This is a genomic window from Alteromonas sp. BZK5 (assembly GCF_014349115.1).
Lineage (GTDB): Bacteria > Pseudomonadota > Gammaproteobacteria > Enterobacterales > Alteromonadaceae > Alteromonas > Alteromonas macleodii.
Window position 1 is genome coordinate 1 of sequence record NZ_JACSOE010000060.1, and the last position, 24,099, is coordinate 24,099.

A 24,099-nucleotide genomic window follows, 5' to 3' on the forward strand; every position below is an offset into this window, starting at 1 on the left:
CATGCCGGACCACCGCCATTACGCATGCTTTGTTTAACATCAAAATAATTAACCGACTTAATGGGCGTACCCAGAGTTACCAGCTTGTCTAAATAGCGCTTAACGGCTTCATTTTCCTCACACTCAGTTGGCGCGATGATGGTCATATCACCACCTGGAAGCGTTATAATTTGCGTATTGAACAAGTAGGTTTTTACTGCGTCTTGTACAGAGACTTCAGCAGTCGGTACTTCGATAAAGTGAAGCGGTTCGCTACCAAATTTAGCTTGAAGCTCTTTAAATCCAGCGTCTTTTTGATGAAACGCTTGCTCGTGGAAAAACAACACATTTTGGTTACCAACAGCGATCACATCGTTGTGGAATACGCCTTGGTCGATAACGTCTGGGTTTTGCTGCATGTAAACTACGCCATCGTCGTCTAGACCGTGTAAGCGAGCTACTGCTTGGCATGCTTCTAGCGTTTGGCGAGCCGGATATTTTTTCGGTGCTGGTTTGCTGGTATCAAATGCATGACGACCATAAACAAACAACTCTACGCCTGCCTGACCATAGTTGCTGCAAAGTCGCGTGTGGTTGGCTGCACCTTCGTCACCAAAATGCTCGTTATCTGGCAGGTGCTGGTGATGAGCAAAGTGCTTTTCATTGGCAAATGTACCGCGCAGGATATTGCCTGTAACCTGAGGCTCTAGTGAACGATGGAACTTGTTGGTTAAGTTTGCAGGGGTAAAGTGAACGCGACCATCGGCAGTATCGGCACTAGGAGACACAGTGGCGGCATTTGCAGTCCACATGCTACTGGCAGAACAACAAGCAAGGAAAATCTCGCGAGATTGCTTTGCAGCGCTTTCTAGCACGCGAGCATCAGAGCCTGTGAAGCCTAATCGGCGCAGTGCGGCGATGTCAGGACGCTCTTGTGGGGCCAACACACCTTGAATCATTCCCATATCGGCCAACGCCTTTGCTTTGGCTAAGCCTTGCTTTGCAGCTTGTTTTGGACTGCTCTTTGCGTTTGCGTTGTTCAGGGAAGCGACATTGCCAAACGACAAACCGGCATAGTTATGGGTAGGTCCTACAAGACCATCAAAGTTAACTTCAAACTGCTTCATACTTTCCCTCATTCTTGGAGTTTTGGCGCTTGACCCTATATGTTACTTTTCCATACGCACTGCGATTAATTTAATAGCAGCGGCAACGCTTTCGTTCTTTTACAGGGACAAACGATGCACTTCTTCACACCTGAACATGTTGTCAGGCTAGGTTGGAATGGCTGGCATTATACGGCTTTTAAGGCCAATGCCAATCGCACTGTTTATTTATTGTACAGTTTTTGCGCGTGTTTAAAGCAAAGGAAAGAATAAGTATGAAGAAGATCTTGTTTTCCATTCACTTTGTAGATATATGTTAAAAAAGAGCGAGTACCCTATATATAGTGCAAGGTTGCTCCAATTTTCAGAATTTGACGTAAATAGTCATTAAAAATCAATAGGTTTAGTTCAATTATATGGCAAAATCACTGGTCATAGTCGAGTCACCAGCCAAAGCGAAAACGATAAATAAATATCTCGGTAAAAATTTTATCGTAAAAAGTTCGGTTGGCCACGTGCGAGATCTTCCGACGAAGGCTTTAGGCAAAGTAGAGCCTAAAAAACCGGCTAAAGAACTCAAAACTTTAAGCGAAGAAGAGCGTCAAGAATATCTTCGCCGTCACGAATATTTGAAGCTTGTAGACAGAATGGGTGTGGATCCAGAGAAAGACTGGAAAGCCCACTATCAAGTGCTACAGGGTAAAGAGAAAGTCGTTAACGAACTTAAAAAGCTTGCTAAAGATGCTGACACTATCTATCTCGCGACCGATTTGGACCGCGAAGGGGAAGCGATTGCATGGCATTTACAAGAGCTGCTAGGTAAAAAAGACAAAACTTACCAGCGAGTGGTGTTTAACGAAATTACTAAAAACGCGATTCAAGATGCGTTCTCAGATCCGGGCGAACTAAATATCTCTCGCGTCAACGCCCAGCAGGCTCGTCGATTCCTAGACCGTGTTGTAGGCTTCATGGTATCGCCACTTCTGTGGAAAAAAATTGCGCGAGGCCTCTCAGCAGGGCGAGTTCAATCGGTAGCGGTTAGACTTGTTGTAGAGCGTGAGCGAGAAATTAAAGCGTTTGTACCTGAAGAGTTTTGGGACGTACACGCAGATTTAACTAGCCAGCAAAAAGCGGCACTGCGCATGCTGGTAGCAAAGCACGAGGGCAATGCGTTCAAGCCTAAAAACAAGGCCGAAACAGATAAAGCGCTTGCTGACTTAGAAGGGGCTAACTACACGGTAGAAAGCCGCGAGTCAAAGCCTACGCAAAGTCGTCCTTCTGCACCATTTATTACCTCAACGCTACAACAAGCGGCAAGTACTCGATTGGGCTTTGGTGTTAAGAAAACCATGATGATGGCACAGCGCCTTTATGAGGCGGGCTACATCACCTATATGCGTACGGATTCAACCAATTTAAGCCAAGAGGCGTTGGACAGTGCTCGTGCATACATTTCAGATAATTTTGGTGACAAGTACCTGCCTGATTCGCCAAATCGCTACGGCAGTAAAGAAGGTGCGCAAGAGGCGCACGAAGCGATCCGTCCTTCAAACGTGAGCATAAGTGCTGCAAGTTTAGGCGATATGGAACGCGATGCACAGCGACTTTATGAGCTTATTTGGCGCCAGTTTGTGGCCTGTCAAATGACTCCAGCTAAGTACGATGCAACCACTATTAAAGTGGCGGCGGGTGATTACGAGCTGACGGCGAAGGGCCGCGTACTTAAGTTCGATGGCTGGACTCGCGTTCAACCTCAGCTTCGTAAAAAAGGCGAAGAAGAGCTCATGTTGCCTGATGTACAAAAAGGCGATGTGCTTGACTTAAAAGCGCTTGATCCTAAACAGCACTTCACCAAGCCTGTAGCGCGATTTAATGAGGCTTCGTTGGTAAAAGAGCTTGAAAAACGCGGTATTGGTCGTCCATCGACCTACGCCAGTATTATTTCGACGATTCAAGATCGCGGCTATGTGCGCTTAGAGAACAAGCGTTTTTATGCCGAGAAAATGGGCGAAATCGTAAACGATCGTCTGATGGAAAACTTTGACGATTTAATGAGCTATGACTTTACTGCCAACATGGAGCAGCATCTTGATGATATTGCTGAAGGCAAGAAAGATTGGAAGGACGTGCTCAACGACTTTTACAGCGGCTTCTACGGAAAACTGTTAAACGCTGAGAAAGACCCTGAAGAGGGCGGTATGCGCTTGAATCAGGCAGTGCCTGCAGGTGTTGAGTGCGATAAATGCGGCCGTGAAATGAACGTGAGAACCGCGTCAACTGGCGTATTCTTGGGCTGTTCAGGCTACAATTTACCGCCGAAAGAGCGCTGCACAAACACCATGAATTTAACGCCTGGTGACGAAGTCGTGAAAGTGGACGATGAAGAAGAGCTCGAAACAGAAGCGCTTCGTTCTAAAAAGCGTTGTCCTAAGTGCGGCACGGCGATGGACAGTTACTTGGTTGACGAAACCCGTAAACTTCATGTGTGTGGTAACACGCCAACATGTGATGGCACCTTAGTTGAAACAGGCACATTCAAGATAAAAGGCTATGACGGCCCCATTATTGAGTGTGATAAATGTGGCAGCGATATGGAGCTTAAAAACGGTCGATTTGGTAAATACTTCGGCTGCACAAACGAAGAGTGTAAGAATACTCGTAAGCTGCTTAGAAACGGTGAAGCTGCGCCGCCAAAAGAAGATCCGGTAGATTTACCTGAGCTTCCGTGTGAAAAGTCTGATGCGCACTTTATGCTACGTGATGGCGCTTCGGGAATTTTCTTAGCGGCGCATAACTTTCCAAAGTCGCGTGAAACTCGTGCGCCGAAAGTGGAAGAACTTGCTCGCTTTAGAGATAGAATTTCGCCGAAATTCTATTATCTTGCTGATGCGCCACAAACAGACCCTGATGGTAACCCTGCAATAGTTCGATACAGCAGGAAGACCAAACAGCAATACGTGATGTCTGAGAATGACAACGGTAAAGCAACAGGATGGTCTGCGTGGTACGACAATGGCAAATGGCAGGAGCAAGCCGCTAAAAAGCCAGCGACTAAAGCCAAGAAGAAGTAACGCCTTTAATTCGGAAAAGGTAAAAATAGACCTTTAATTGAAATTCACAAGCCCGACATTGTTCGGGCTTGTTACGTAGTTAAAAGACGGTAAACGTCTGCAAAGCGTATCAATAGAAACAGTGTAACAGAGAGTAATTATGGCCTCCTTACAAGACCAACTACTGAAAGCCGGTTTGGCCGATAAAGCGTCTGCAAAGCAAGCGCGTGCAGATAAACGCAAAAAACAAAAGCAAAAGAATAAGCAAAAACAACCTGTCGTTGATGAAGCGACTATTGCTGCTCAACAAGCAGCTGAAGAGAAAAAAGCGCGCTCACGCGAGCTAAACCAGCTTCAACAGCAGGAGCGAGAGAAGCGCTCAATTATTGCGCAGGTAAGGCAGCTTATTACGGTAAACAAACAACCGCGCAATGGCGAAACCTTACTTAACTTTACACACGACAACGTAGTAAAGCGTCTGTATGTGAGTGAAGAGATGCACAAGCAAGTGACAAAAGGTCGTTTGGCTGTTGTATTGTTAGATGACGCTTATGAACTAGTACCAGCCCCCGTTGCTGACAAAATTGCACAGCGCGACGAGGCTTCAGTTATTTACCGTGCTGATTTAGATAAGAGCGGAGCCGATGGTAAAGATGAAGAAGAAGATGATTGGTACGCCGATTATGAAATTCCAGATGATTTAACCTGGTAGGCCCTCTAATTGATTCTCGCAGCCGCGCTCTGTATCACAGAGCGTGGTAAGCGGGAAAGTAGACGTAAAAAAATTTCAATAATTCGCCCCCTCCCAATACGCCATTGTGCCAATGGCGAACGACTTACCGTTAAGCATTCTCTGTTAAAAAATTCAACACGTTGATCTTTAGTAATTTTTACTTTTGCCGTTAACAAGTAATCTTTCTCATAACTACTTACGGTTTTCTCTACTATAGTTTTTTTTAGTCCTAACCCTGTTGAGCTTTGAAATACAGCAAAGATGAACAGGCCTACGTTACTAATTTTATTTGCATCGAACGTTTTTTCTTAGTTTTGGAGGGGTGCCATGGGTGTCTCAATTAAGTGGTTCTTCAGTGTTGTGGTGTCGTTGTGTGTGTCTTTTTCAGCAAATGCAGGACTATTCAAAATTTCTATTAACGATCTTGGTGGTTTAACACCTTCACAATCCAGTGTTTTTGATGATGCAATCGCTTATTGGGAGTCTTACTTAATAGGCGTTCAAAGCGAGTTTAATCACAATATTGTTATAGATGCGAGTGGCGTTGCACTTGATGGTGTGGGTGGCATATTGGGTAGTGCTGGCCCAACGGGTATCACTCAGCTACCAGACAGCACTTTTGTTTATGCAAATAAAGGCCGCATGCGTTTTGATACGGCAGACCTTGCTAGCTTAGAAAGTCGCGGTACGCTTTTTGATGTCATCGTACACGAGATGGCCCATGTTATTGGATTTGGAACATTGTGGACGACCGACTTTTTTATTGCGGGCAGCCAATCTAACTACGCCAGCGGTTCAGGGCGTTACACCGGAGAGTACGCTTTGGAAATTTATCGTCGCGAGTTTGTGGAAAACGCCACATTTATTCCTGTAGAACTGGGGGGAGGAGCCGGCACTGCCAACAGTCACTGGGACGAACCTTGGCCTGGTGGTTCATCAGATCTAATGACAGGGTATTTAGGGCCATATCCAATTACGTTAAGTGATACCACTGTAGCGTCGTTTGCTGATATTGGCTATTTGACTACGGTTACCCATGCAGTAAGTGAAGCCGCAACGGTATGGCTATTTCTATTTTCAATGGGGCTTATTGTAACAAGGCACCATCAAAGGTCAACAGGCGCTAGTACACGTCGTTTACAAATTTTTCAGGCGATGTCGGTCTAGCAGCGTTGAAGCGCTTGCGCAGAACAAAATACTAAATCTATGCTGGGCGAATAGTCTTGAGTGATAGCTTCTATCAATCAGTATGTGCACATATTTTTGGGATTTTTGGCTTATTCTAAAAACATGCGTTTAATGTACTTACAAGTCAAGCGTTCCATTGGTAGAATCATGATAGAAGCTATCTATCATGATTAAGGTATTGGTCTTTGGATATTCGTCAGCTCCGGTTTCTGGTCGCGTTAGATGAGACGCAGCACTTCGGTAAAGCGGCTAAGTCGTGCAATGTTACACAACCCACGCTTTCTTCACGCCTTCATAATTTAGAAGATGAGCTTGGTATTCAGTTGGTGGCTCGCAACCACAGATTCCAAGGCTTTACGCCGGAAGGTGAAAGAATTTTGGCATGGGCAAGGAATATCTTAGCGGCGTGTGACGGATTACAAGCGGAAGCTGCATCGTGCAAAGGCGCCTTAGTTGGCCGACTTCGGATCGGTGCCGTTCCTCTAGCGAGTGTCGATCCTATCGACATTATTGACACCCTCTCAAAACAGCACAGTGCACTACAGTTTTCCTTACAGACACATAGCAGTGAGTATATCGTTAACGCGCTACACCGTAACGAACTTGACCTGGGTCTTTGTTACCTTGAAGGCATGAGCGCGCAACACTTCCATATTTTGCCGTTTAAAGCTACTCCAATGGTGTTGCTGTATCACCCCAATCATTACTGCTTTGAGCAAGATACCCTAAGCTGGCAGTCTCTTTCATCACTGCCACTTGGGTTATTAACACCTTCAATGCACTTTAGGCAGTCAATCACGTTAAACATGGCTAATGTGGGCGTGAACAATGAGCCTGTTATTGAATCAGACTCGGTTCATTGTTTACTGCAAGCAGTGAAAAAGGGGATGTGTTGTACGATCCTTCCAACCAACGTCGCAAAGGCCAATGATGATTTAGGGCTCGCCTATGTTACTGTTGACGATGGTAAAACCATTTCGCCTTTAGGGCTCATCATGCGAAAAGGCGAACCCAGCTCTCCCATTGCAAAGCAATGCTTTGAGTTTTTAAAAGGATATGAGGAGATTTTCAATAAAGGAGGCATATGCAGTGAGTAAAGTGAATACGACACTCATCGGTTTAGTGCTTGCGGGTGGTCAATCGCGTAGAATGGGGCAAGATAAAGCACTTATGCGTTATCAGGGCCGTACTCTCATCGATAATGCTTCGTTACTTTTACAGTCTGCGAGTTGCGATAAAGTGTTAATTAGCCGCAACGCGCCAGGCTTTTTGAATGACAGAATTGAAGATGCAGGTCCGCTTAGCGGAGTACATGCTGTTTTAGACGCACTATCTCAATCTGATAATCACAATGGCAATCCTTGTGAACTACTTGTTCTTCCCGTTGACATGCCGCAGATGACGCCCGAGCTTTTGAGAATATTAGTTTCGCGAGGGCGAGAGGCTGAAAAGGCATGTTATGTGGAAAAACGCTTTTTGCCTTTCTACTTACCCGTTACGCAGAAGACCAAAGCCCTCTTAGCCAACTATCTAGTTGAGCAAAAAAAAAGACGAGTGGTAGGATTTTTAGAAATTCTCAATGCAGTTTCTCTTAAAGAAGGCGACCTCAAAAAAACAGCGCGTAAAGATGAAAGCGATAACAAAAAGCGTCTCGCAAATATGTCCAATGAAGATGGCGTAGAGTGGTTGAATGTGAATACTCCAGGTGAATGGCCACATGAAAAGTAACACTGAACTGCACGCATTAGTTTTAGATGCTACACCCTATACTCAAAAGTTTGCCCTTGCCGAAGAAGTCGCTTTAAGCATTAGTTATAACGGTATTAATTATGCCGTAATGCTGATAACCCCAAACGACATTGAAGATTTCATTGTGGGCTTCAGTTTAAGTAACGACATTATCGAACATCCCCGCCAGCTTTACGGTATTGAATTGACGCATCACAAAGAACACATCAATGCGGAAGTTGAAATTGCCAATCAGGCGTTCTGGAAGTTAAAGGAAAATAAACGGCAATTGGCGGGGGCGTCGGGCTGTGGGCTCTGCGGTGTTGAGGCATTAGACAACGCTTTGCCTCAATTGACGTCTATTGATGTATCGCCTTTGCCTGATGTGAGCTGGTTTAAAGGATTGCGAAGCCTTATATCTAATGCGCAAGCATTAGCTCAGCAGAGCGGTGCGGTGCATGGAGCGCTCTACATTGATGCTAAGCGCAATGTGCTGGCATGCCGAGAAGATATAGGAAGGCATAATGCTTTTGATAAATTAATTGGTGCTATCACCACCAAAAAACTCTTTCAACCTGAAGGTATTGTTGTGCTCACAAGCCGCTGCAGTTTAGAGTTGGTTCAAAAAGCGATAAGAGCTAAATTACCTTTGGTAGTGACGCTATCTGCTCCTACAGCCTTATCAGTAAAGTGGGCAAGCCGTTATGGTCTCACCCTGATCCATGTACCTAAGTATGACCCTCCGAGAGCTTACGCACCGCAAGAAAAGTAGTGCGCAGCGAGCCAGTTAGAAACAAAGGGCCTGTACTGATAAGTACCGGATAAGCAAAGAAAAGCTTACACCGCAGAGACTGCTATTCGGCCATCTGATTCAGATTTCGAAAGTTTGATCGCGATAAATTTCGATGTTGGTGTGAACGTGCCATCACCGTAACTTTCTAGTGGTACTAACGGATTGGTTTCGGGGTAATATGCTGCTGCTTGACCTTGCGGGATGTCGTAAGCCACCAACATAAACTGTTTAACTTGGCGTGTTTTGCCGTCGTTCCACATTGACGTAATGTCGACTTTATCGCCATCGTTAAAACCCAGCGTCTTAATGTCACGTTCATTGACAAACAGAACGTCCCGCGCGCCAAACACGTTTCTGTAGCGGTCATCCATACCATAAATAGTTGTGTTGTACTGATCATGAGAGCGCAGTGTTTGTAAAATGAGGTCCGGCTCTTCACCTTTCGCAACGAGGTCAGCATTTAACAGTGAATCAGGCAGGGCGTTAGCAGCAAACTCGGCTTTGCCCGATGGTGTTAACCAGCGTCTCTCACCTGCTGCATTACCTAAATGAAAACCACCTGGTTGAGCGAGTTTGGTGTTAAAGTCTTTAAAACCGTCTATGGTGTCGGCAATGAGCTCACGAATATTGTCGTAATCGCTTATTAAGAAGTCCCAGTCTACCGGCGTGTTGCCTAACGTCGCCTTCGCGATACCAGCAATAATAGCGGGTTCAGAGCGAAGTTCGGGCGAGCTTGGCGGAAGTTGGCCATAAGAAATATGGACCATAGAAAACGTATCTTCCACAGTCACGCCTTGTTGCCCGCTAGCCTGCATGTCAATTTCAGTACGTCCCAAGCAGGGTAATATAAGCGCGTCTTTACCTGTGGTTAGGTGAGAACGATTTAACTTGGTGGCGATATGAACGGTTAAGTCGCATTGTGACAGCGCAGCGTGAGTACGCGGCGTATCTGGCGTCGCCTGGGCGAAATTACCGCCTAGGCCGATGAAAACTTTGGATTCACCACTTTCCATAGCCTGGATAGCTTGAATCGTATTGTGACCTCTTTCTCGTGGAACGGCGAAGTTAAACTTGTTCTCTAGTGCGTCAAGCAATGCTTTGGGGGGGACTTCGTTAATACCCACAGTTCTATCCCCCTGCACATTGCTGTGGCCACGAACGGGAGAAAGCCCTGCACCAGGCTTGCCCACGTTTCCTCGTAGTAGTTGTACGTTCACTATTTCCTGAACCGTAGCTACTGAGTGCTTGTGTTGGGTGATCCCCATTGCCCAGCACATGATCACCCGTTCTCCACGTCTGTACATGGTTGCCGCGTGACGTATTTCGTCTTTTGATAAACCGCTCTGCGCTTCAATATGCTCCCAGTTCGTCGCTTCAACGGAACTCAAATAGTCGTCCATTCCATTGGTATGTGCGTTAATAAAGTCGTGGTCGAAGACGGGAGGAGCTTTGTTTGCTTTGGCTTCTTGTTCCCAAGTTAACAGCCATTTAGCGATGCCGCGCATAACCGCCATGTCACCACCAAGAGCAGGCCTGAAATAGGCGGTATTGGTTGGCTCAGAGCCATTGGTTAGCATCTCAACCGGATGCTGCGGGTTTTGAAATCGTTCAAGGCCACGCTCTTTTAACGGGTTGAAGCATACCACTTGCGCCCCTCTTCGTACTGCTTCACGAAGAGGTTCTAGCATACGAGGGTGGTTAGTTCCCGGATTTTGGCCGATAACAAAAATGGTGTCTGCTTTTGCAAAATCATTGAACGTAACTGTACCTTTGCCCACGCCTATCGTAGGTTTCATACCTTGCCCCGACGCTTCGTGGCACATATTTGAACAATCGGGAAAATTATTTGTGCCAAATGCGCGCACGAATAACTGATATAAATAGGCGGCTTCATTACTCGCCCGCCCGGAGGTATAAAACTCCGCCTGATGAGGGGAATGTAAACCCTTCAAGTGTTTGGCAATAAGTGCGAAGGCATCGTCCCATGATACTGGTTCGTAATGGTCTGCTTGAGCATTGTAGCGCATAGGGTGGGTGAGTCTCCCTTGTGACTCAAGCCAGTAGTCGGTGTGCTTTTTCAGTGAGCCGACCGAATACTTAGAGAAAAATGTTGGGTCTACATAGCGACCGGTAGACTCCCAGTTCACTGCTTTAGCACCATTTTCACAAAACTTCACTAAACCACTTTCTGGTGATTCACCCCACGCACAGCCTGGGCAGTCAAAGCCTTTGTCTTGGTTCGTCTTGAGCATGGCTCGTAGATTCTTAAGTGGCTTTTCGCTTTGGATCCAGCTCTGGGTTACACTCTTTAGTGCTCCCCATCCGCCAGCGGGTTTGTTGTACGTTTTGATGTTACGCTTATCACTCATGTTCTGCCCCTGTGTCTACGCGGGCATTTGCCCTTGTCTACAAAACCTAACCAAGACTTTTTGTCTAAACAGCGTAACCATTCTGGTTACGGTATTCCAATTGATTACGCTAACTAGATGATAGGGTTCATCAATTAACCGCTTATTTCCAGTCGCCTGTCTTTAGTGCATAGGGGGATATGTCTGTGATCTCATGGGAGTAGGGATACACACCCGAAATATGTGTTACCGAGAGTACCGAAAGAGAAACAAAGCGCTCTGCACCTTCAAATGCGGTTATATTCGACTCGAGGGATTCGATACTCGCCTTTGCTTCAATAAACAGAAGGTCACCTGTTTCATTATCCCAAAAACACAGACCGACGCGTGGGTCTAGTAGGATGTTGCCCAAGGTATTAAAGAATTTATTACCGCTAAAATCGGGAAAGATTAACGAGTTCCCTTCCACTTTAACAAAGCCTGCTTTGCCCCCCCTGTGAGAAACGTCTAGCCCTTCATTCGCTGCATGGCCTAAAGATTTATGTCGTGAGGCAATAAAAAACGTTTCAGCCCTTGATATTAGCGTGCGTGCGCTTGGGGTGAGCACATTCGATGTTGAAGTAAAAAATGTAGAATCACCGGCACCTACTGTATTTTTCATTGGGGCAGTCTGAACGGCACGTTGTTTTTTGACTGTGGTTCGTTTGTGAATGTATTGGGGGCAGTTACCGAAACTTTGATCTACCAATACCGTAAGGTTTTCATTAGTTGCGTGACTTATCGTACCGTTCAACCGATTTCTTCGCCTTGTAGCGTATTCAATACCGACGATTCCAATTTTGCTGCCTGAAGTCACGTCGAGATTTAACGAGTGTTGCATCATATTCCAAACTTCTACTGGTAGGCTAAAGCGTAATTGGGTAGCAGAGGGACTTTCTATGAAATCTCCTTCTCCCCAAACAGGCGTGGCTACAGGGTGGCCTTTTTCGTCTACCAAGGCGAAAACAGTGAACGGACTGGAAGTAAAGAACTGCCTGTGTTGTTCCGGCATAAAGCTACGGATAAAACCATTCGTCCGCTCACCGATTTCCCTGTCAATTTCCAGCTTTTTTTGCAGTGCAATTTCGCCTTGATGAAACGCTGGGTTCAAGGATGATAGCTTAGGTAGAGACATAACGACCTCAATTAACTATGCGGACTGGTATTGCGCGCTGGTGCGATGTCAGACGCTGGCATTGGAACAAAATTATCCAGACTCTCAACCGCATTTATCCAGGCATTGATAAGAGGAAACTTGGACAACGATATTCCTCCTTCAGGGGCATGAGCTATATACGAATACATGGCGATGTCTGCTGCGGTAACGTGTTCGCCAACCAAAAAAGCACTTACCGTGTTTCCTAGATGAGCCTCCATGTTTGCAAGTAACGTCTCGCTGGTGGCTAGTACTGTGGGCACATGAATAGTTGCTCCAAATACGTATTCTAATCGCGCGGCGGCCGGCCCTTTAGCAAGTTCACCCGCTGAGACTGATAGCCAGCGTTGAATTAGCGCTTTTTCTTTGGCGTCCTTTCCTAGCCAATAGTCACTGTCTGCGTATGCGTGGATCAAATAAACCAGAATGGCATTGGAGTCAGCCAACGTGATATCACCGTCTGTTATCACGGGGACTTGTTTAAACACGTTAAGTGAGCTGAATCGATCACTCTTGTGCTCGCCTTTTGCCATGTCAGGCTCAACGGTTGTGAAAGGGATGGCATTCAGTGCCATAAACAATGAAACCTTGTGGCAGTGGCCAGATTTAGGGTTTTGAATCAAAACAATAGGGCTTTTGGGCAATGTATTGCTTGTTGGATTTGTCATAAATTCATCCTCTCAATAGAAATGGTTAGTTGGGTGTTATTATCAACATTGTTTACAGCTCAAGCTGGGACAGAGTGGGAAAATCGTCAGGGCGTCGTTCGCCATCCCACGTGAACTTTCGGTCACTTTCTGAAATAGGATGTTCGTTGATACTGGCAATACGTTTTTCCATTAGGCCATCAAGGTTGAACTGCCAATTTTCATTACCGTAAGCTCTATACCATTGACCAGAATCGTCCTTGTACTCGTATGCAAAGCGCACTGCTATGCGGTTTGCGTTGAATGCCCATAGCTCTTTTACTAATTTATAGTTGAGCTCTTTGTTCCACTTTCTCGTCAAAAAACTCACTATTTGAGCACGTCCTTCAATAAATTCTGCTCGGTTGCGCCAACGGCAGTCAAAGGTATAAGCACCTGCAACTTTTACCGCACCTTTGGTGTTCCATGCGTCTTCAGCAAGGCGCACTTTTTGCGCTGCGGTTTCAGGTGAAAAGGGGGGAAGCGGTGGTCTCATAAATAACTCCTGTAGGCATTGGGCTGTAGTGTAAAAACATTAACCTGAACGAAAATGTGTAAAAGCTGATAGCGATACTAGAACTTTCCTTTTATTTAATAATTAGCTATTTTTGAAATTTATAATTTCATTGAGTGAACTAATATGGACAAGCTTTTGTGCATGAGAGTGTTTGCAGAGGCTGCTAAGTCGGGAAGCTTTGTAGGAGCTGCAGACGCGATGTCGATGTCAGCGCCTGCGGTTACTCGGTGTATTGCACATCTAGAGGCACAGTTAAATACTCGACTTTTTCATCGCACAACGCGGCAAGTGAAATTGAGTGAGGTTGGTGAACATTACCTTATTCATGTTTCACGTATACTGGCAGATATTGAGCAATGTGAAGCTGCTGTGTCTGGCATTGATTTAGTGCCCAAAGGTGAGCTTAATATCACGGCACCCATTTTGTTCGGCGAACGTTATGTAACGCCAATAATATCCCAATTCCTTAAGGACTATCCCGACATTAGGGTTAACGGGCATTTTCACGACGATGTGGTGAATCTAATTGATAGCAATATGGATGTAGCAATACGTATAGGTAACCCGAAAGACTCCTCGCTTTACGGTGTTACGGTAGGATACGTACGGCGTGTAACCTGTGCGGCGCCTAGCTACTTGGCGAGTAGCCCGGCCATAAAAAAGCCAGAAGATTTAAAACGGCATAGTGTGCTTTATCCGACGCGCTTTAACGAGCCAGCGGTATGGACGTATCACAAAAACGGCAGACCTATTGCCATTAAGCTCACACCTCGTTTTCAATCCAACCAAAACAGAGCGGCTATTAACGCCGCCATTGCAGGCGTTGGGGTTGTTCGGTTGATGTCCTATCAGGTTGCAGAAGCACTTAGAAGTGGTGATTTGGTAAGTTTGTTAGAAGATGTGGAAGACAAAAAGTTGCCTATACAGGTGGTAAGTGTTGAAGGGCGTAAGAACCTTACTAAGGTTAAAATGTTCATTGACTATGTCAAGGCAGGGTTGGCGAACAACGAGTACCTTAACCCTAGGGCCTGAATAATCCAGAGTATCTTGGCCTACGCGTGTGGTGCTCAGGCTGCAGCATAAGTTGTGGGTAAAATGGGTTGCGTTACACTAGACCAATCGTTATCGTCGCAGAGATTTTAAAGTTAGTATTTTAAAATTGGCATCTTAAAATTTGTATTTTGACATCTAAAACTTTAACAGGATCTGTTAAAGGCGCTACTCAAACGTTAATAATAAAAAATCATCGAGGCAACATGGTTTCCTGGCAATCACTTACATTTAATGAACTGACTAATCATCAACTCTTCGACTTGCTCAAGCTGCGTGTCGATGTTTTTGTCGTTGAGCAAAACTGTGCCTATCCGGAGCTTGACGAAAAAGACCGCCATCCAAAAACTCATCATTTAATGGGGTTTCAAGATAACAAATTGGTAGCGTGTGCACGATTACTTGGCGAAGGGGTTAGTTATCCATCGGTGAGTATCGGTCGAGTAGCTACCAGCGAAGCTTTCAGAGGTAAAGGGGCGGGCAGAGCACTTATGCGTGAAGCCATTGATCATTGTGAGGCGTTATGGCCAGGCTGTGATATTGAAATTGGCGCGCAAGAGTATTTAAAACGGTTTTATGAAGGTTTTGGGTTTGAAGCCACCTCGACTATGTACTTGGAAGACGATATTCCTCACATCGATATGAAAAGAGCAGGCACGGCAACAGCGTAGCTCAGTGCCTAGCTCGAAATATTGGTTGGCATGACCTTTTATGGCCCAGGTGTTTAACCTAATAATTATGTTTACCCGTGCCAACCGATAAGCTGTGCTTTTATGTGCACCTAGATACCATCAACCCTAACGCTTATTTGGCATCGGGTAATTGGGAGACTAATTCATCTAGTCCGCTTACCACCGTGTCAGGCGCTATTGCTAACGGGTAAAGTACCTTACCGGGGCGTGCAATGAACGCGGCTTGCCAGCCTGCCTGTTTAGCACCAGCAATATCCCAACCGTGTGCCGCCACTAACATAGCGTCTTCTGCTGCTATACCCATTTTTTCAATAGCCCACTCATACGTGCGAGTATCGGGCTTATATAAGTTAATGTCTTCTACACTTAGTCGCTCGTCGAAATAAGACAAAAGATCAGCATTTTTAAATTGAGTATATACGCCTTGATTAGACGAGTTGGTAAGGCTTACTAGTTTATAACCCTTGTTTTTAAGTGCCTGTAAGCCATCGCGCACGTCAGGATGGGGCGGTAGGCTTCGCAAAGGCGTGACAATTGCCGTTTTCGCTTGCGCTTTTGTCAATTCTATACCTTCAATTTCAGCCACCATCAGCAATGAAACAACGCCAATTTCTCCAAAGGTATGAAAGCGGCCAGTCGTTGAATCCACCAGTGAATGGTGCAGCATAGTAGAGAACCACAGTGGCAACAAATCATCTCTACCGCCCAAGGCTTCGCCTACCGAGCTGCGCATGGCGGTGAGGTCAAGCAAGGTCTCATTAACATCGAAAAAGATAACCTTTGGTGCTCGCAATTCCCGTGCAGACATTGCTGTATTCTTATCAGGCTGCGCGGCACCTCTGGTGTCTGTCTGAGCGAAGACTGGTGATGACAATAGACTAATGCCTACAGCGGTTGCGCAACATAGCCTTGAGAGTAATGAAGAAGGTGAGCGAGCCATAATTATCCTTTATAAAATTTGAACGAGTGTTCAAATTAGGCGGGATAACACATGAATGCAATAGCTAATGAGACGAAACGACTATTTTCTGGTGGTCAACCGATAGCCGTTGCCTCTCAGAGTTTCAATAAATATGGCATCACTGCTGTGAAGCTTTTGTCGCAGCCTACTGATATACACATCAACAACATTAGTTAGCGGATCGCTGTGACTTCGCCATACTCGACTTAATATGCGTTCTCGAGACAGCACTTTTTCAGCATTTTCTGCGAAGTAGTAGAGCATGTCGTATTCTAGTTTGGTGAGCGAAATCTCTTCCCCAGACAATGTCGCAATACGTGACTCGTCATCGATGTTTAACGGTCCGATGGTGAGGCCTAATTGGGTAACCGGTGTATTCGTCACTCTTCGGCTTAAGGCCGTTATGCGCGCAAGTAGTTCGTCAAAGTCAAATGGCTTGCACAAATAGTCATCCGCGCCTTGTTTTAAACCATTCACGCGCTCGCGCACTTCGTCCACCGCGGTTAGTAACAAAACCATAGGGGCATGGGGAAGCGACTTGATTGCGGGCAGCAGCTCTACGCTATCTTCATCACCAAACATGCGATCAAGTACAATAATAGCAGGGGCTTCATGGCGAATGCGCGTGACTAAGTTGTGTAATGCCGACTCTTCGATGCACTCAAAACCTTCAGCGCTTAAGCCTCGTGATAGAAAGCGTAGCAAGGGGGCTTCGTCATCAGCAATAAGAATTTTCATTGTTGTTATGATCCTAGTCGTTCGAAGTTACTTAACGGTTGTTATTGGAGCCTGTTGACCGCTGCAAAAATGTACAGCAACGGTCATCAGGCCCTAGTCGCGTGGTCTTGTAAAACTGGCAGCGTCAACGTGAACTGCGAGCCTTTACCTAATGTGGAATGCGCACTCAATGTACCGTGGTGGGCTTCTGCTATCGCTTTAGCGATAGACAAACCTAGCCCCATTCCATTGCCTTTGCGCTTTAACCTAACGAAGCGTTCAAAAACGTGCTGCAAATCACTTGACGAAATGCCTTCACCGCTATCAATGACCGATACGTTGATATTCGGGCCTTCGCTCTCAACGCGCAGCACAATGGGCGTATCGGGATAAGAATATTTGTGCGCGTTTTCGATAAGGATGGTCAGTACCTGCACAATTCTGTCTTTGTCGATGAGCACTTGGACCTCATTATTGGCAAGCCATTTAAGATCTAAGTCTCTTGGCTTTGTGAGCTTTTGCCATAACGCCATATTTTGTGTAAGCAGGTTATGTAAGTCAGATTTAACCAGATCTACAGTAAATTCGTGCATCTCGGCACGCGCTAGCAGCAGCAAATCATCAACCAACTTACTTAAGTTCACGGCTTGCTCAAGTATGGTTTCTAGCGTTTCTTTATAAATCTCGTTGCTAGCCGCAGACTGCCTAAGGGTTACCTGCGCTTCGCCACGAATAATGGTTAACGGCGTGCGCAATTCGTGACTTACATCAGCCATAAATTGTCGGCGCTTTGCGTCCAGCTGAGTGAGTTTATTGTTGGCTTCTTTTAAAGCCCGGGTTCGGCTCTCCACTTCAAACTCTAAGTGCTTACGATGGGCATCAGCCTGGTCTTCGTGTTCTTGTAGTCGCGCTATCATCGAATTTAGTGCTTTGACCAAGTCAGTAAATTCGCTATCCAAGGTTTCAGGCAATCGATAGTGGTAGTTTCCCGAGGCAATGGCATCGGTACCCGTGCGAATAACTGTAAGCGGCTGATACAGGGCATTGAATAGCCAATAACAACCCAGCAGAATGAAAGGACAGGTGATAAGGCCTAAACTGATAGTAAACCACACAATGCTGCTGTTTAGCGTTTCAATGCTAGCGTTAATGCGCGATACAACGCCTGTTTGGCGGTTTACTGCAGAGTTGATGGCCTCCCTAAACTGGTTGTCGATAGTTACTTCAAGTAATGTTTGAAGGCGCTGCTGTTGATTAAGTGGAGTACTGTCATTACTTAGCGCAATAGCTCTAAACTCTTCGACAATGCCTTGAATCAGCGCTTCAAGTTCATCGGTATCTTCAACACTTCCTAGTGTTGCCTCAAGCCCTAGTGCTTCGCGTTGAGCAAGTTCCAGAGATTTTATACGGTTCAACGAGTTTTCTATTTGTTGTTGTTTGTTTCTCACTTTCGCTTGGTTCGCATTCTTGCCAAAAATAAGCTCATCGGTTAGCTGTTTGAAAAGCCTGTAGGAAATACTTGATAACTGCTGGTGCTCTGACAGCAGGGATTGAGCGAGTTGAGCTTGCGCTAAGTTAGTGCGCGTTAAATGCGCAGATATGGCTGCACTGGCTAAAGCAATCAACAGAATAAAAGTGGAAAGTAGCCCAAAAAGGTAGAGTTTACGTTTGTACATTGGCAGCAGCGTTATGATTGTTTGTCACTATATACGCTAAATGTAATTTAATGGTGCAGTTTCACGGCAATAAAATAGTAAGTCAGAGAAGATGGGCTACCAGCGACATGTCGTCTGAATTGGTGTAGAAATAGAACGTAAAAAAGGGCGCGAGAGAGAAAAAAAGTACGTTCATAAAAGTCGTGATCACTATGAAAACGTAATCGTTTAAGCCGTGCGCTCAAGAATAGACAAGGCAATATCTGTTTGATATTGGAGCTCTTCATCTATTTTCCAGTGTTCGGGGCTCCAACCCGCTAAGAACCGATAAAAGTCAGCGCAGGCGAAGGGGTACAGGTACTTCCATTCAGCAATGATAAGCGCAATATCAGCACGCTTGAAACAAGCCGAACTATCATTGTTAGCCAATCGAGTGTGTAGCGCATCTTCGAGCGCTTGAAAGTAGTTATCGAGCAATGCATCACGATGTTTCATGTGGGTTTGGGTTGATAGGGCACTGCCCAAAAAATACGCCACGTCCTTTATGCCTGCGCCATAACCCACGTACTGAAAGTCGACAGCTGCACAGTCAGAAAAATCTTCGGTAAAACAAAAGTTAGCCACTTTAGCATCGCCGTGCACCAAAGTGTGATAGTGAGCGTTGCCTAACGTGGTAGATATATCGACAGCATGTTGCTTTAGTAATCCATCCGACATGGCGTTGAACTCATCTTCACGGGTTGCCAAGTGCCAATAAGTGCCTTCAGGCCATAATTGTAAACTTCGGCTATCAAATTCATCTCTCACATTGACAAAGCGAGCATGAAAGTTGGCAAGCCATTTTAGAACAGTGATGCATTGTGCTGCGGAAAGTGAAGAGGCCGTGCGAGAATAGCCACTGTGTGCTAAGTCTTCCATAACAAGAAGGGAGGCTTCGCCCTGATGGCTGTGCCCTAAGTATTTAGCTGTTCGGCACGACGCATCAGTTTGGACTTGAACATCGCTATAAAAACTGTTCTCTACCTTAAAAGATTGGCACTTACGGTTGTGGCTAGATTCACCAATCCAGCCTTTAGGGTGTGAGAGCCTGTGTGGCGGAGTGGCGCATTTCACGACTACTTTTAGCGCTGCTTCGTCTCCACCTTGTTGCGCGCCAAGTGGTTTTTGTTGAGCTTGGTGATACTGGCTTTCTTGGAAAGGGCTTCTCTCGTCGTGATTCTTTGAAAAAGTATTATTAGGATAGCCCAAAGTGGCACGAAAGCACGCTCCGTAGCCACTCCAAAGAGGTTGAATCATTTGTGTGTCTAATACTTGCGCGTTACATACTTGGCTCAACCAATGTATATACTGCTGGTTTACCGTATCTGACATTTTATTCTCAACTCGGACTCGATGTTAAACGTACACTAACAAACAAAAAAGCCGCTCGAAAGCGGCTTTTACGTCAATTAGCTAGTAGCGCACTAGCGACTGGAAATTATTCAGCCACTGCTGCTACTTCGGTAACGTCATCTACCGACTGAGGAAGCGTTGTTACTGCTGATGCACGTGACGTTACGTGCGACATCGCTGCAGTTTTACCCGATACTGCGAGTGCAGGTCGTGTGTCGTCAGCTTTAGCGGTAAGCGCTACATCAACAAATGCGTCGTTTACTGCTGCAGGCAATGCCATAGGGTGCGATGCACCACGCTTTCCTTTGCCACTCGCTGCTAGGCTCGAAGAAGGCGCTGCTGTTGTTTCAGCTTTTTCTTTAGCCGCTGGCGTATCTGCTTTCGCTTCTTGTACCTGTGCTTCTGGTTCTGCAACTACAGGTGCGTCAGCCAAGTTTATTTCAACTTGCTCTGGCGATGCTGTTGCTTCGTCTTTAGCTTCTGGCGCCGTATCAGCTTGCGTTGTTTTAGCTTCAACTGCCGGTTCCGTTTGTGCTGCCGGAGCCGTTTCTTCAACGTTGCTTTCTTGCACTGAAGTTTGAGCTTCTTTAGCCGGTTTAGCTTCAGTTGTCGCGTTATCGTCTGCTGACGTTACTTCATCAGTTGAGTCTACAGCTTCCGAAGGTTTATCGTTCGCTGAAGGTTCTTTACCCGCTGAAGGCTCTTTACCCGCTAAAGGCTCTGCATCAAACTGAAGTTCGTCCTGAACGGCTTCAACGTCAAGCTTTGCTTTCTCTTGCTTAGAAACAGGTTGCTCTTCAGCTGGCGCTAACTGCCCAGGCTCTTTTGCTTGTGTTTCTTCGACAACAGGTGCATCTGTCTTAGCTGTCGCTTCAACTTCTGCTTCTGGCTGCTGCGGTGACAACTCACCAGGCTGTTTAGCTTGCGTGTCTGAATCGTCAACTTGCTGCGACTCTTTCTTACGACGTTGGCCAGCCGCACGAACGTGACGTGGAGAGCGGCGTGAACGGCCACGGCCTTCACGTTTTTGACCATGCTCTTCACTGTTAGCGTCGGTATTCGCATCAGTGCCATCAACGGCATCACTAGTTATCGCTGATGAGTCACCTTCACCCTTAACAGCATCCGATACTGGCTTCGCTTCAGCAGGTTTATCCGCTGGCTTTTGCGCGGCTTTGACTGCTGGCTTTTGCTCATCCTTCTTCTGTTCAGCAGTGTTTTCAACCGGTGACTCTGCTTTCGGCGCTTTAGGCTTGGTGTCAGCTTTAGCTTTGTGCTGCATTGGCGCTTCTTTGGCTACTGGTGTGGCCTGCGCTTCGCTTTGTTCAGCAGTATTCACCGCGTTGTCATCTTTCTTCACACGAACGCTGCGGCGTTTATCACGACGTTTTCTACGTTCAGCAACTTCACGCTTCTTCTGCGCTTGGTTTTCTTGCTGCTCGCCATCTTGCTTTTCGTGCTTAGGCTTTTGTTGCTCATCGCGTGGTTGCTGTGCCTTACGAGGCTTACGACCTTTGTTATTGCGCTTATCATCTTGATCTTGACGCTGGTCTCGCTGCTGCTCGCCGCGCGGTTTGCGATTATCCTGCTGCTCACCATCGCGGTTCTGGTCTTTACCTTGAGACTGATTGCCACGACGATTGTTCTTGTTGCGCGGCTTGCGGCGACGGTCGTCATTATTGCGGCTGCGGTTGTTTCTATTTTTATTACCAGACTGCGGCTTTTTGTCCTTATTGGTTTCTTCTTCGCTTTCGCTACCGAATAAATCACTAATCCATTTGCCAAATCGGGCAAATAGTGAAGGTACATCGTCGGCTTTCTTTGCTGTTTCTTCTTTTGGCGCAACTACAGGTGCAGCCGTTGGTGCAACAAGGCCTTTCAGTGCTGGCTCTTCGCGCTTAACCGGTGCAGAAGTCGTTGTTTCCGTCTCAGCTTCTACCGCAGGCATTAACTCTACGTCGTAACTCGCTTCAGATATAACGTCATCTGGACGTCTGCGTAATACCTGGTAGTGCGGTGTATCTAGGTTTGCATTAGGAATAAGTAGCAAGTCAACACCGTGGCGCTTTTCTAGAAGCTGAATTGACTTACGCTTTTCGTTAAGTAGATAGGTCGCAACTGGAACAGGCAACTGTGCTTCAATTTGCCCTGTGTTTTCTTTAATGCTCTCTTCTTCCAAAATACGAAGAATAGACAGTGCCAAAGACTCAGTGCCACGAATGGTACCGTGACCAGAACAGCGAGGACACACGTGATGCGCTGATTCGCCTAAAGAAGGGCGTAAACGCTGGCGAGACATTTCCAAAAGGCCAAAGCGAGAAATGCGACCCAATTGCACTCGTGCTCTGTCGCTTCTCACCGCGTCTTTCATGCGGTTTTCAACTTCACGTTGGTGACGTACTGGCGTCATATCAATGAAGTCGATTACAACCAATCCACCTAGGTCACGAAGACGCAGTTGACGGGCAATCTCGTCTGCCGCTTCTAGGTTTGTGTTAAGCGCTGTCTCTTCAATATCACCACCTTTTGTTGCACGGGCAGAGTTAATATCTATAGAGGTTAGTGCTTCTGTTGGGTCGATAACAATTGAGCCGCCAGAAGGCAAACGCACTTCGCGTTGGAATGCAGACTCAATTTGGCTTTCGATTTGGTAGTGACTAAATAACGGCACTTCACCACGATAGAGCTTTACGCGATTTGCAAAGTCAGGGCGCACCAATTGAATGTGCTGTAAAGCTTGCTCATAAATACTGGTTTTATCGATAAGGATTTCGCCAATATCGCGACGTAGGTAGTCGCGGATAGCACGAACAATTACGTTACTTTCCTGGTGAATCAAGAAAGGGGCTTCACGTTCTTCAGCAACGCTAAAGATAGCTTCCCAATGGGTAAGCAAGACTTTTAAATCCCATTCTAGCTCTTCGTAAGATTTGCCAACGCCCGCAGTGCGAACAATCAAACCCATACCTTCAGGAAGGTCCAATTTGCTTAGTGACTCTTTAAGCTCTGTACGCTCGTCGCCCTCTATTCGGCGTGAAATACCGCCAGCGCGAGGGTTGTTTGGCATAAGTACTAGGTAACTGCCTGCAAGCGATAAGAATGTAGTTAATGCAGCGCCTTTTTGGCCGCGCTCTTCTTTATCAATTTGAACAATTACTTCTTGGCCTTCTTTAATCACATCTTTAATGTTAGGGCGGCCTTCGAATTTGTAACCTTTAGGGAAGTAAGTGCGGGCAATTTCTTTGAGGGGTAGGAAGCCATGGCGCTCTGCACCGTAGTCAACAAAAGCAGCTTCTAAGCTGGGTTCAACGCGGGTAATTTTACCTTTGTAGATGTTCGCTTTTTTCTGCTCGTGTCCTGGACTTTCTATATCTAAATCATACAACCGTTGCCCATCGACAAGAGCAACGCGCAACTCTTCTTGCTGAGTTGCATTAATTAACATTCTTTTCATTGTATCTAACTCTGTTTTCGTACAGCCGTTAAGACACAAAATTAAAGTGACATGTGCAAACCCTCACCGCGCAACCTCACGGCTGGACGGGGACCTTGTTGTAACGTCGCATTATCCCTGGTGGGCAAACACTCACGCGAATAAACAAGCGCCTTTATCTTAAGCGCAAACCCATACGACCGTGAATTGACACGTATAATCGTACAGATGCATTCATGTTCACACTGCTTTAAGGATGTCGGGAGCGACTAGCCCTTATTACTCATTTCATTTTTTCAAGCGGCATCATTTTTGCCACTCAATTGTCATTTAATTCTGTTAGCTAAACGGCAAACTTATTTTATGTTCGCAAGCATGGCCTCGCTTTTTACGGCAGTGTAGTCGTTGCCTCTCTCGCGGGGTCGGTATGATGTGTTATTTCATCGAACACTTATCATTGCTGATGTCACCGACGCTCAAACCATGCTTTTATCGTTTACAAGTTAAAACAACACACTCAGATGCGTGCTGATTTTCGGTCTTGTTGTTGTTTTTATAACGCTGTGTTTCACATTGTTAAAGTGCGGCAACGAAGTGCCTGTCCCACACCTTTCTTTTTACGTGAATTTAATCGTGTTAAAAACATCGATAATTATCGCACTAAAAGTCAAATTTTAGCAAGGAAAGCGAATGAATAAATCCTATAAATTGAGATGTTAAATACAGAAAACATGCGCTTTGGATAAAAAGTATGCGCAAAGGTGGGTTTTCTAAGTCCTAGGGCCTGTTGACCTTTGGTGTACGAATTTTGGTCTAAATGGAAGCCTTTTAATCGCGAAACAGTCCTGCAAGCCTAGCGGGCTAAGTTAAAGGACT

The 24,099-nt window shown here is 45.9% G+C and carries 18 protein-coding genes; 8 read left to right on the forward strand and 10 right to left on the reverse strand.

What is annotated here, in order from left to right; all coding sequences use genetic code 11:
• Positions 1-1,106 (reverse strand): N-succinylarginine dihydrolase (gene astB / locus BIZ39_RS15585; RefSeq protein WP_187447401.1); only part of this gene is annotated, 1,106 nt, incomplete at its 3' end.
• Positions 1,107-1,501: 395 nt separating this feature from the next.
• Between astB and topA the strand changes: the two genes are divergently transcribed.
• The 6 genes from topA (at position 1,502) to fdhD (ending at position 8,556) form a co-directional block, all read left to right on the forward strand.
• A complete protein-coding gene (gene topA, locus BIZ39_RS15590; protein ID WP_187447402.1) occupies positions 1,502-4,156 on the forward strand; it encodes a type I DNA topoisomerase in 2,655 nt (884 codons plus the stop codon).
• Positions 4,157-4,295: 139 nt separating this feature from the next.
• Positions 4,296-4,847 (forward strand): DUF2058 domain-containing protein, encoded by a 552-nt coding sequence (locus tag BIZ39_RS15595; protein WP_014976306.1) that lies wholly within the window; start codon positions 4,296-4,298, stop codon positions 4,845-4,847.
• 348 nt (positions 4,848-5,195) lie between these two features.
• Positions 5,196-6,035 (forward strand): leishmanolysin-related zinc metalloendopeptidase, encoded by an 840-nt coding sequence (locus BIZ39_RS15600; RefSeq protein WP_187447403.1) that lies wholly within the window; start codon positions 5,196-5,198, stop codon positions 6,033-6,035.
• Positions 6,036-6,241: 206 nt separating this feature from the next.
• A complete protein-coding gene (locus tag BIZ39_RS15605; RefSeq protein WP_014976308.1) occupies positions 6,242-7,153 on the forward strand; it encodes a LysR family transcriptional regulator in 912 nt (303 codons plus the stop codon).
• Complete coding sequence (locus BIZ39_RS15610) at positions 7,146-7,784, forward strand: molybdenum cofactor guanylyltransferase (RefSeq protein WP_187447404.1); 639 nt, start codon at positions 7,146-7,148, stop codon at positions 7,782-7,784. Before BIZ39_RS15605 ends, BIZ39_RS15610 begins: the two co-directional genes overlap by 8 nt.
• Positions 7,774-8,556 (forward strand): formate dehydrogenase accessory sulfurtransferase FdhD, encoded by a 783-nt coding sequence (gene fdhD, locus BIZ39_RS15615; protein WP_039229685.1) that lies wholly within the window; start codon positions 7,774-7,776, stop codon positions 8,554-8,556. Before BIZ39_RS15610 ends, fdhD begins: the two co-directional genes overlap by 11 nt.
• Positions 8,557-8,621: 65 nt before the next feature.
• Here the strand turns inward: fdhD and BIZ39_RS15620 are convergent, their stop codons facing one another.
• From BIZ39_RS15620 to BIZ39_RS15635, 4 genes are all read right to left on the reverse strand, one after another.
• Positions 8,622-10,946, reverse strand: coding sequence for an FdhF/YdeP family oxidoreductase (locus BIZ39_RS15620; RefSeq protein WP_187447405.1), 2,325 nt, complete (start codon positions 10,944-10,946; stop codon positions 8,622-8,624).
• 142 nt (positions 10,947-11,088) lie between these two features.
• Entirely contained in the window at positions 11,089-12,099 is a 1,011-nt protein-coding gene (locus BIZ39_RS15625) for a pyridoxamine 5'-phosphate oxidase family protein (RefSeq protein WP_014976312.1), read from the reverse strand.
• 11 nt (positions 12,100-12,110) lie between these two features.
• Positions 12,111-12,788: a glutathione S-transferase family protein gene (locus BIZ39_RS15630; RefSeq protein WP_187447406.1), complete on the reverse strand. Its 678-nt coding sequence runs from the start codon at positions 12,786-12,788 to the stop codon at positions 12,111-12,113.
• A 52-nt stretch (positions 12,789-12,840) separates the two neighbouring features.
• A complete protein-coding gene (locus tag BIZ39_RS15635; protein WP_187447407.1) occupies positions 12,841-13,302 on the reverse strand; it encodes a DUF1348 family protein in 462 nt (153 codons plus the stop codon).
• A 162-nt stretch (positions 13,303-13,464) separates the two neighbouring features.
• Between BIZ39_RS15635 and BIZ39_RS15640 the strand changes: the two genes are divergently transcribed.
• Together BIZ39_RS15640 and BIZ39_RS15645 are read left to right on the forward strand one after the other, a co-directional pair.
• The gene (locus BIZ39_RS15640) at positions 13,465-14,355 is read left to right on the forward strand and encodes a LysR family transcriptional regulator (protein WP_187447408.1); all 891 of its coding nucleotides are present in this window, start codon (positions 13,465-13,467) and stop codon (positions 14,353-14,355) included.
• Between the two features lie 224 nt (positions 14,356-14,579).
• The gene (locus tag BIZ39_RS15645) at positions 14,580-15,044 is read left to right on the forward strand and encodes a GNAT family N-acetyltransferase (protein WP_039229671.1); all 465 of its coding nucleotides are present in this window, start codon (positions 14,580-14,582) and stop codon (positions 15,042-15,044) included.
• Positions 15,045-15,177: 133 nt separating this feature from the next.
• On the opposite strand, the gene BIZ39_RS15650 is transcribed toward BIZ39_RS15645, so the two are convergent.
• The 5 genes from BIZ39_RS15650 to rne all read right to left on the reverse strand — a co-directional run bounded on the left by BIZ39_RS15650 (position 15,178) and on the right by rne (position 23,244).
• Positions 15,178-16,005 (reverse strand): haloacid dehalogenase type II, encoded by an 828-nt coding sequence (locus BIZ39_RS15650; RefSeq protein WP_187447409.1) that lies wholly within the window; start codon positions 16,003-16,005, stop codon positions 15,178-15,180.
• Between the two features lie 81 nt (positions 16,006-16,086).
• A complete protein-coding gene (locus BIZ39_RS15655) occupies positions 16,087-16,764 on the reverse strand; it encodes a response regulator transcription factor (protein WP_014949203.1) in 678 nt (225 codons plus the stop codon).
• An 86-nt stretch (positions 16,765-16,850) separates the two neighbouring features.
• Positions 16,851-18,419, reverse strand: a complete 1,569-nt coding sequence (locus BIZ39_RS15660) for a sensor histidine kinase (protein ID WP_187447410.1) — start codon at positions 18,417-18,419, stop codon at positions 16,851-16,853.
• Between the two features lie 207 nt (positions 18,420-18,626).
• On the reverse strand, positions 18,627-19,769 hold the full coding sequence (locus BIZ39_RS15665; protein ID WP_187447411.1) for an oxidoreductase family protein: 1,143 nt from the start codon (positions 19,767-19,769) through the stop codon (positions 18,627-18,629).
• A gap of 106 nt (positions 19,770-19,875) precedes the next feature.
• Entirely contained in the window at positions 19,876-23,244 is a 3,369-nt protein-coding gene (gene rne / locus BIZ39_RS15670; protein ID WP_187447412.1) for a ribonuclease E, read from the reverse strand.
• Between the last annotated feature and the right edge of the window lie 855 nt (positions 23,245-24,099).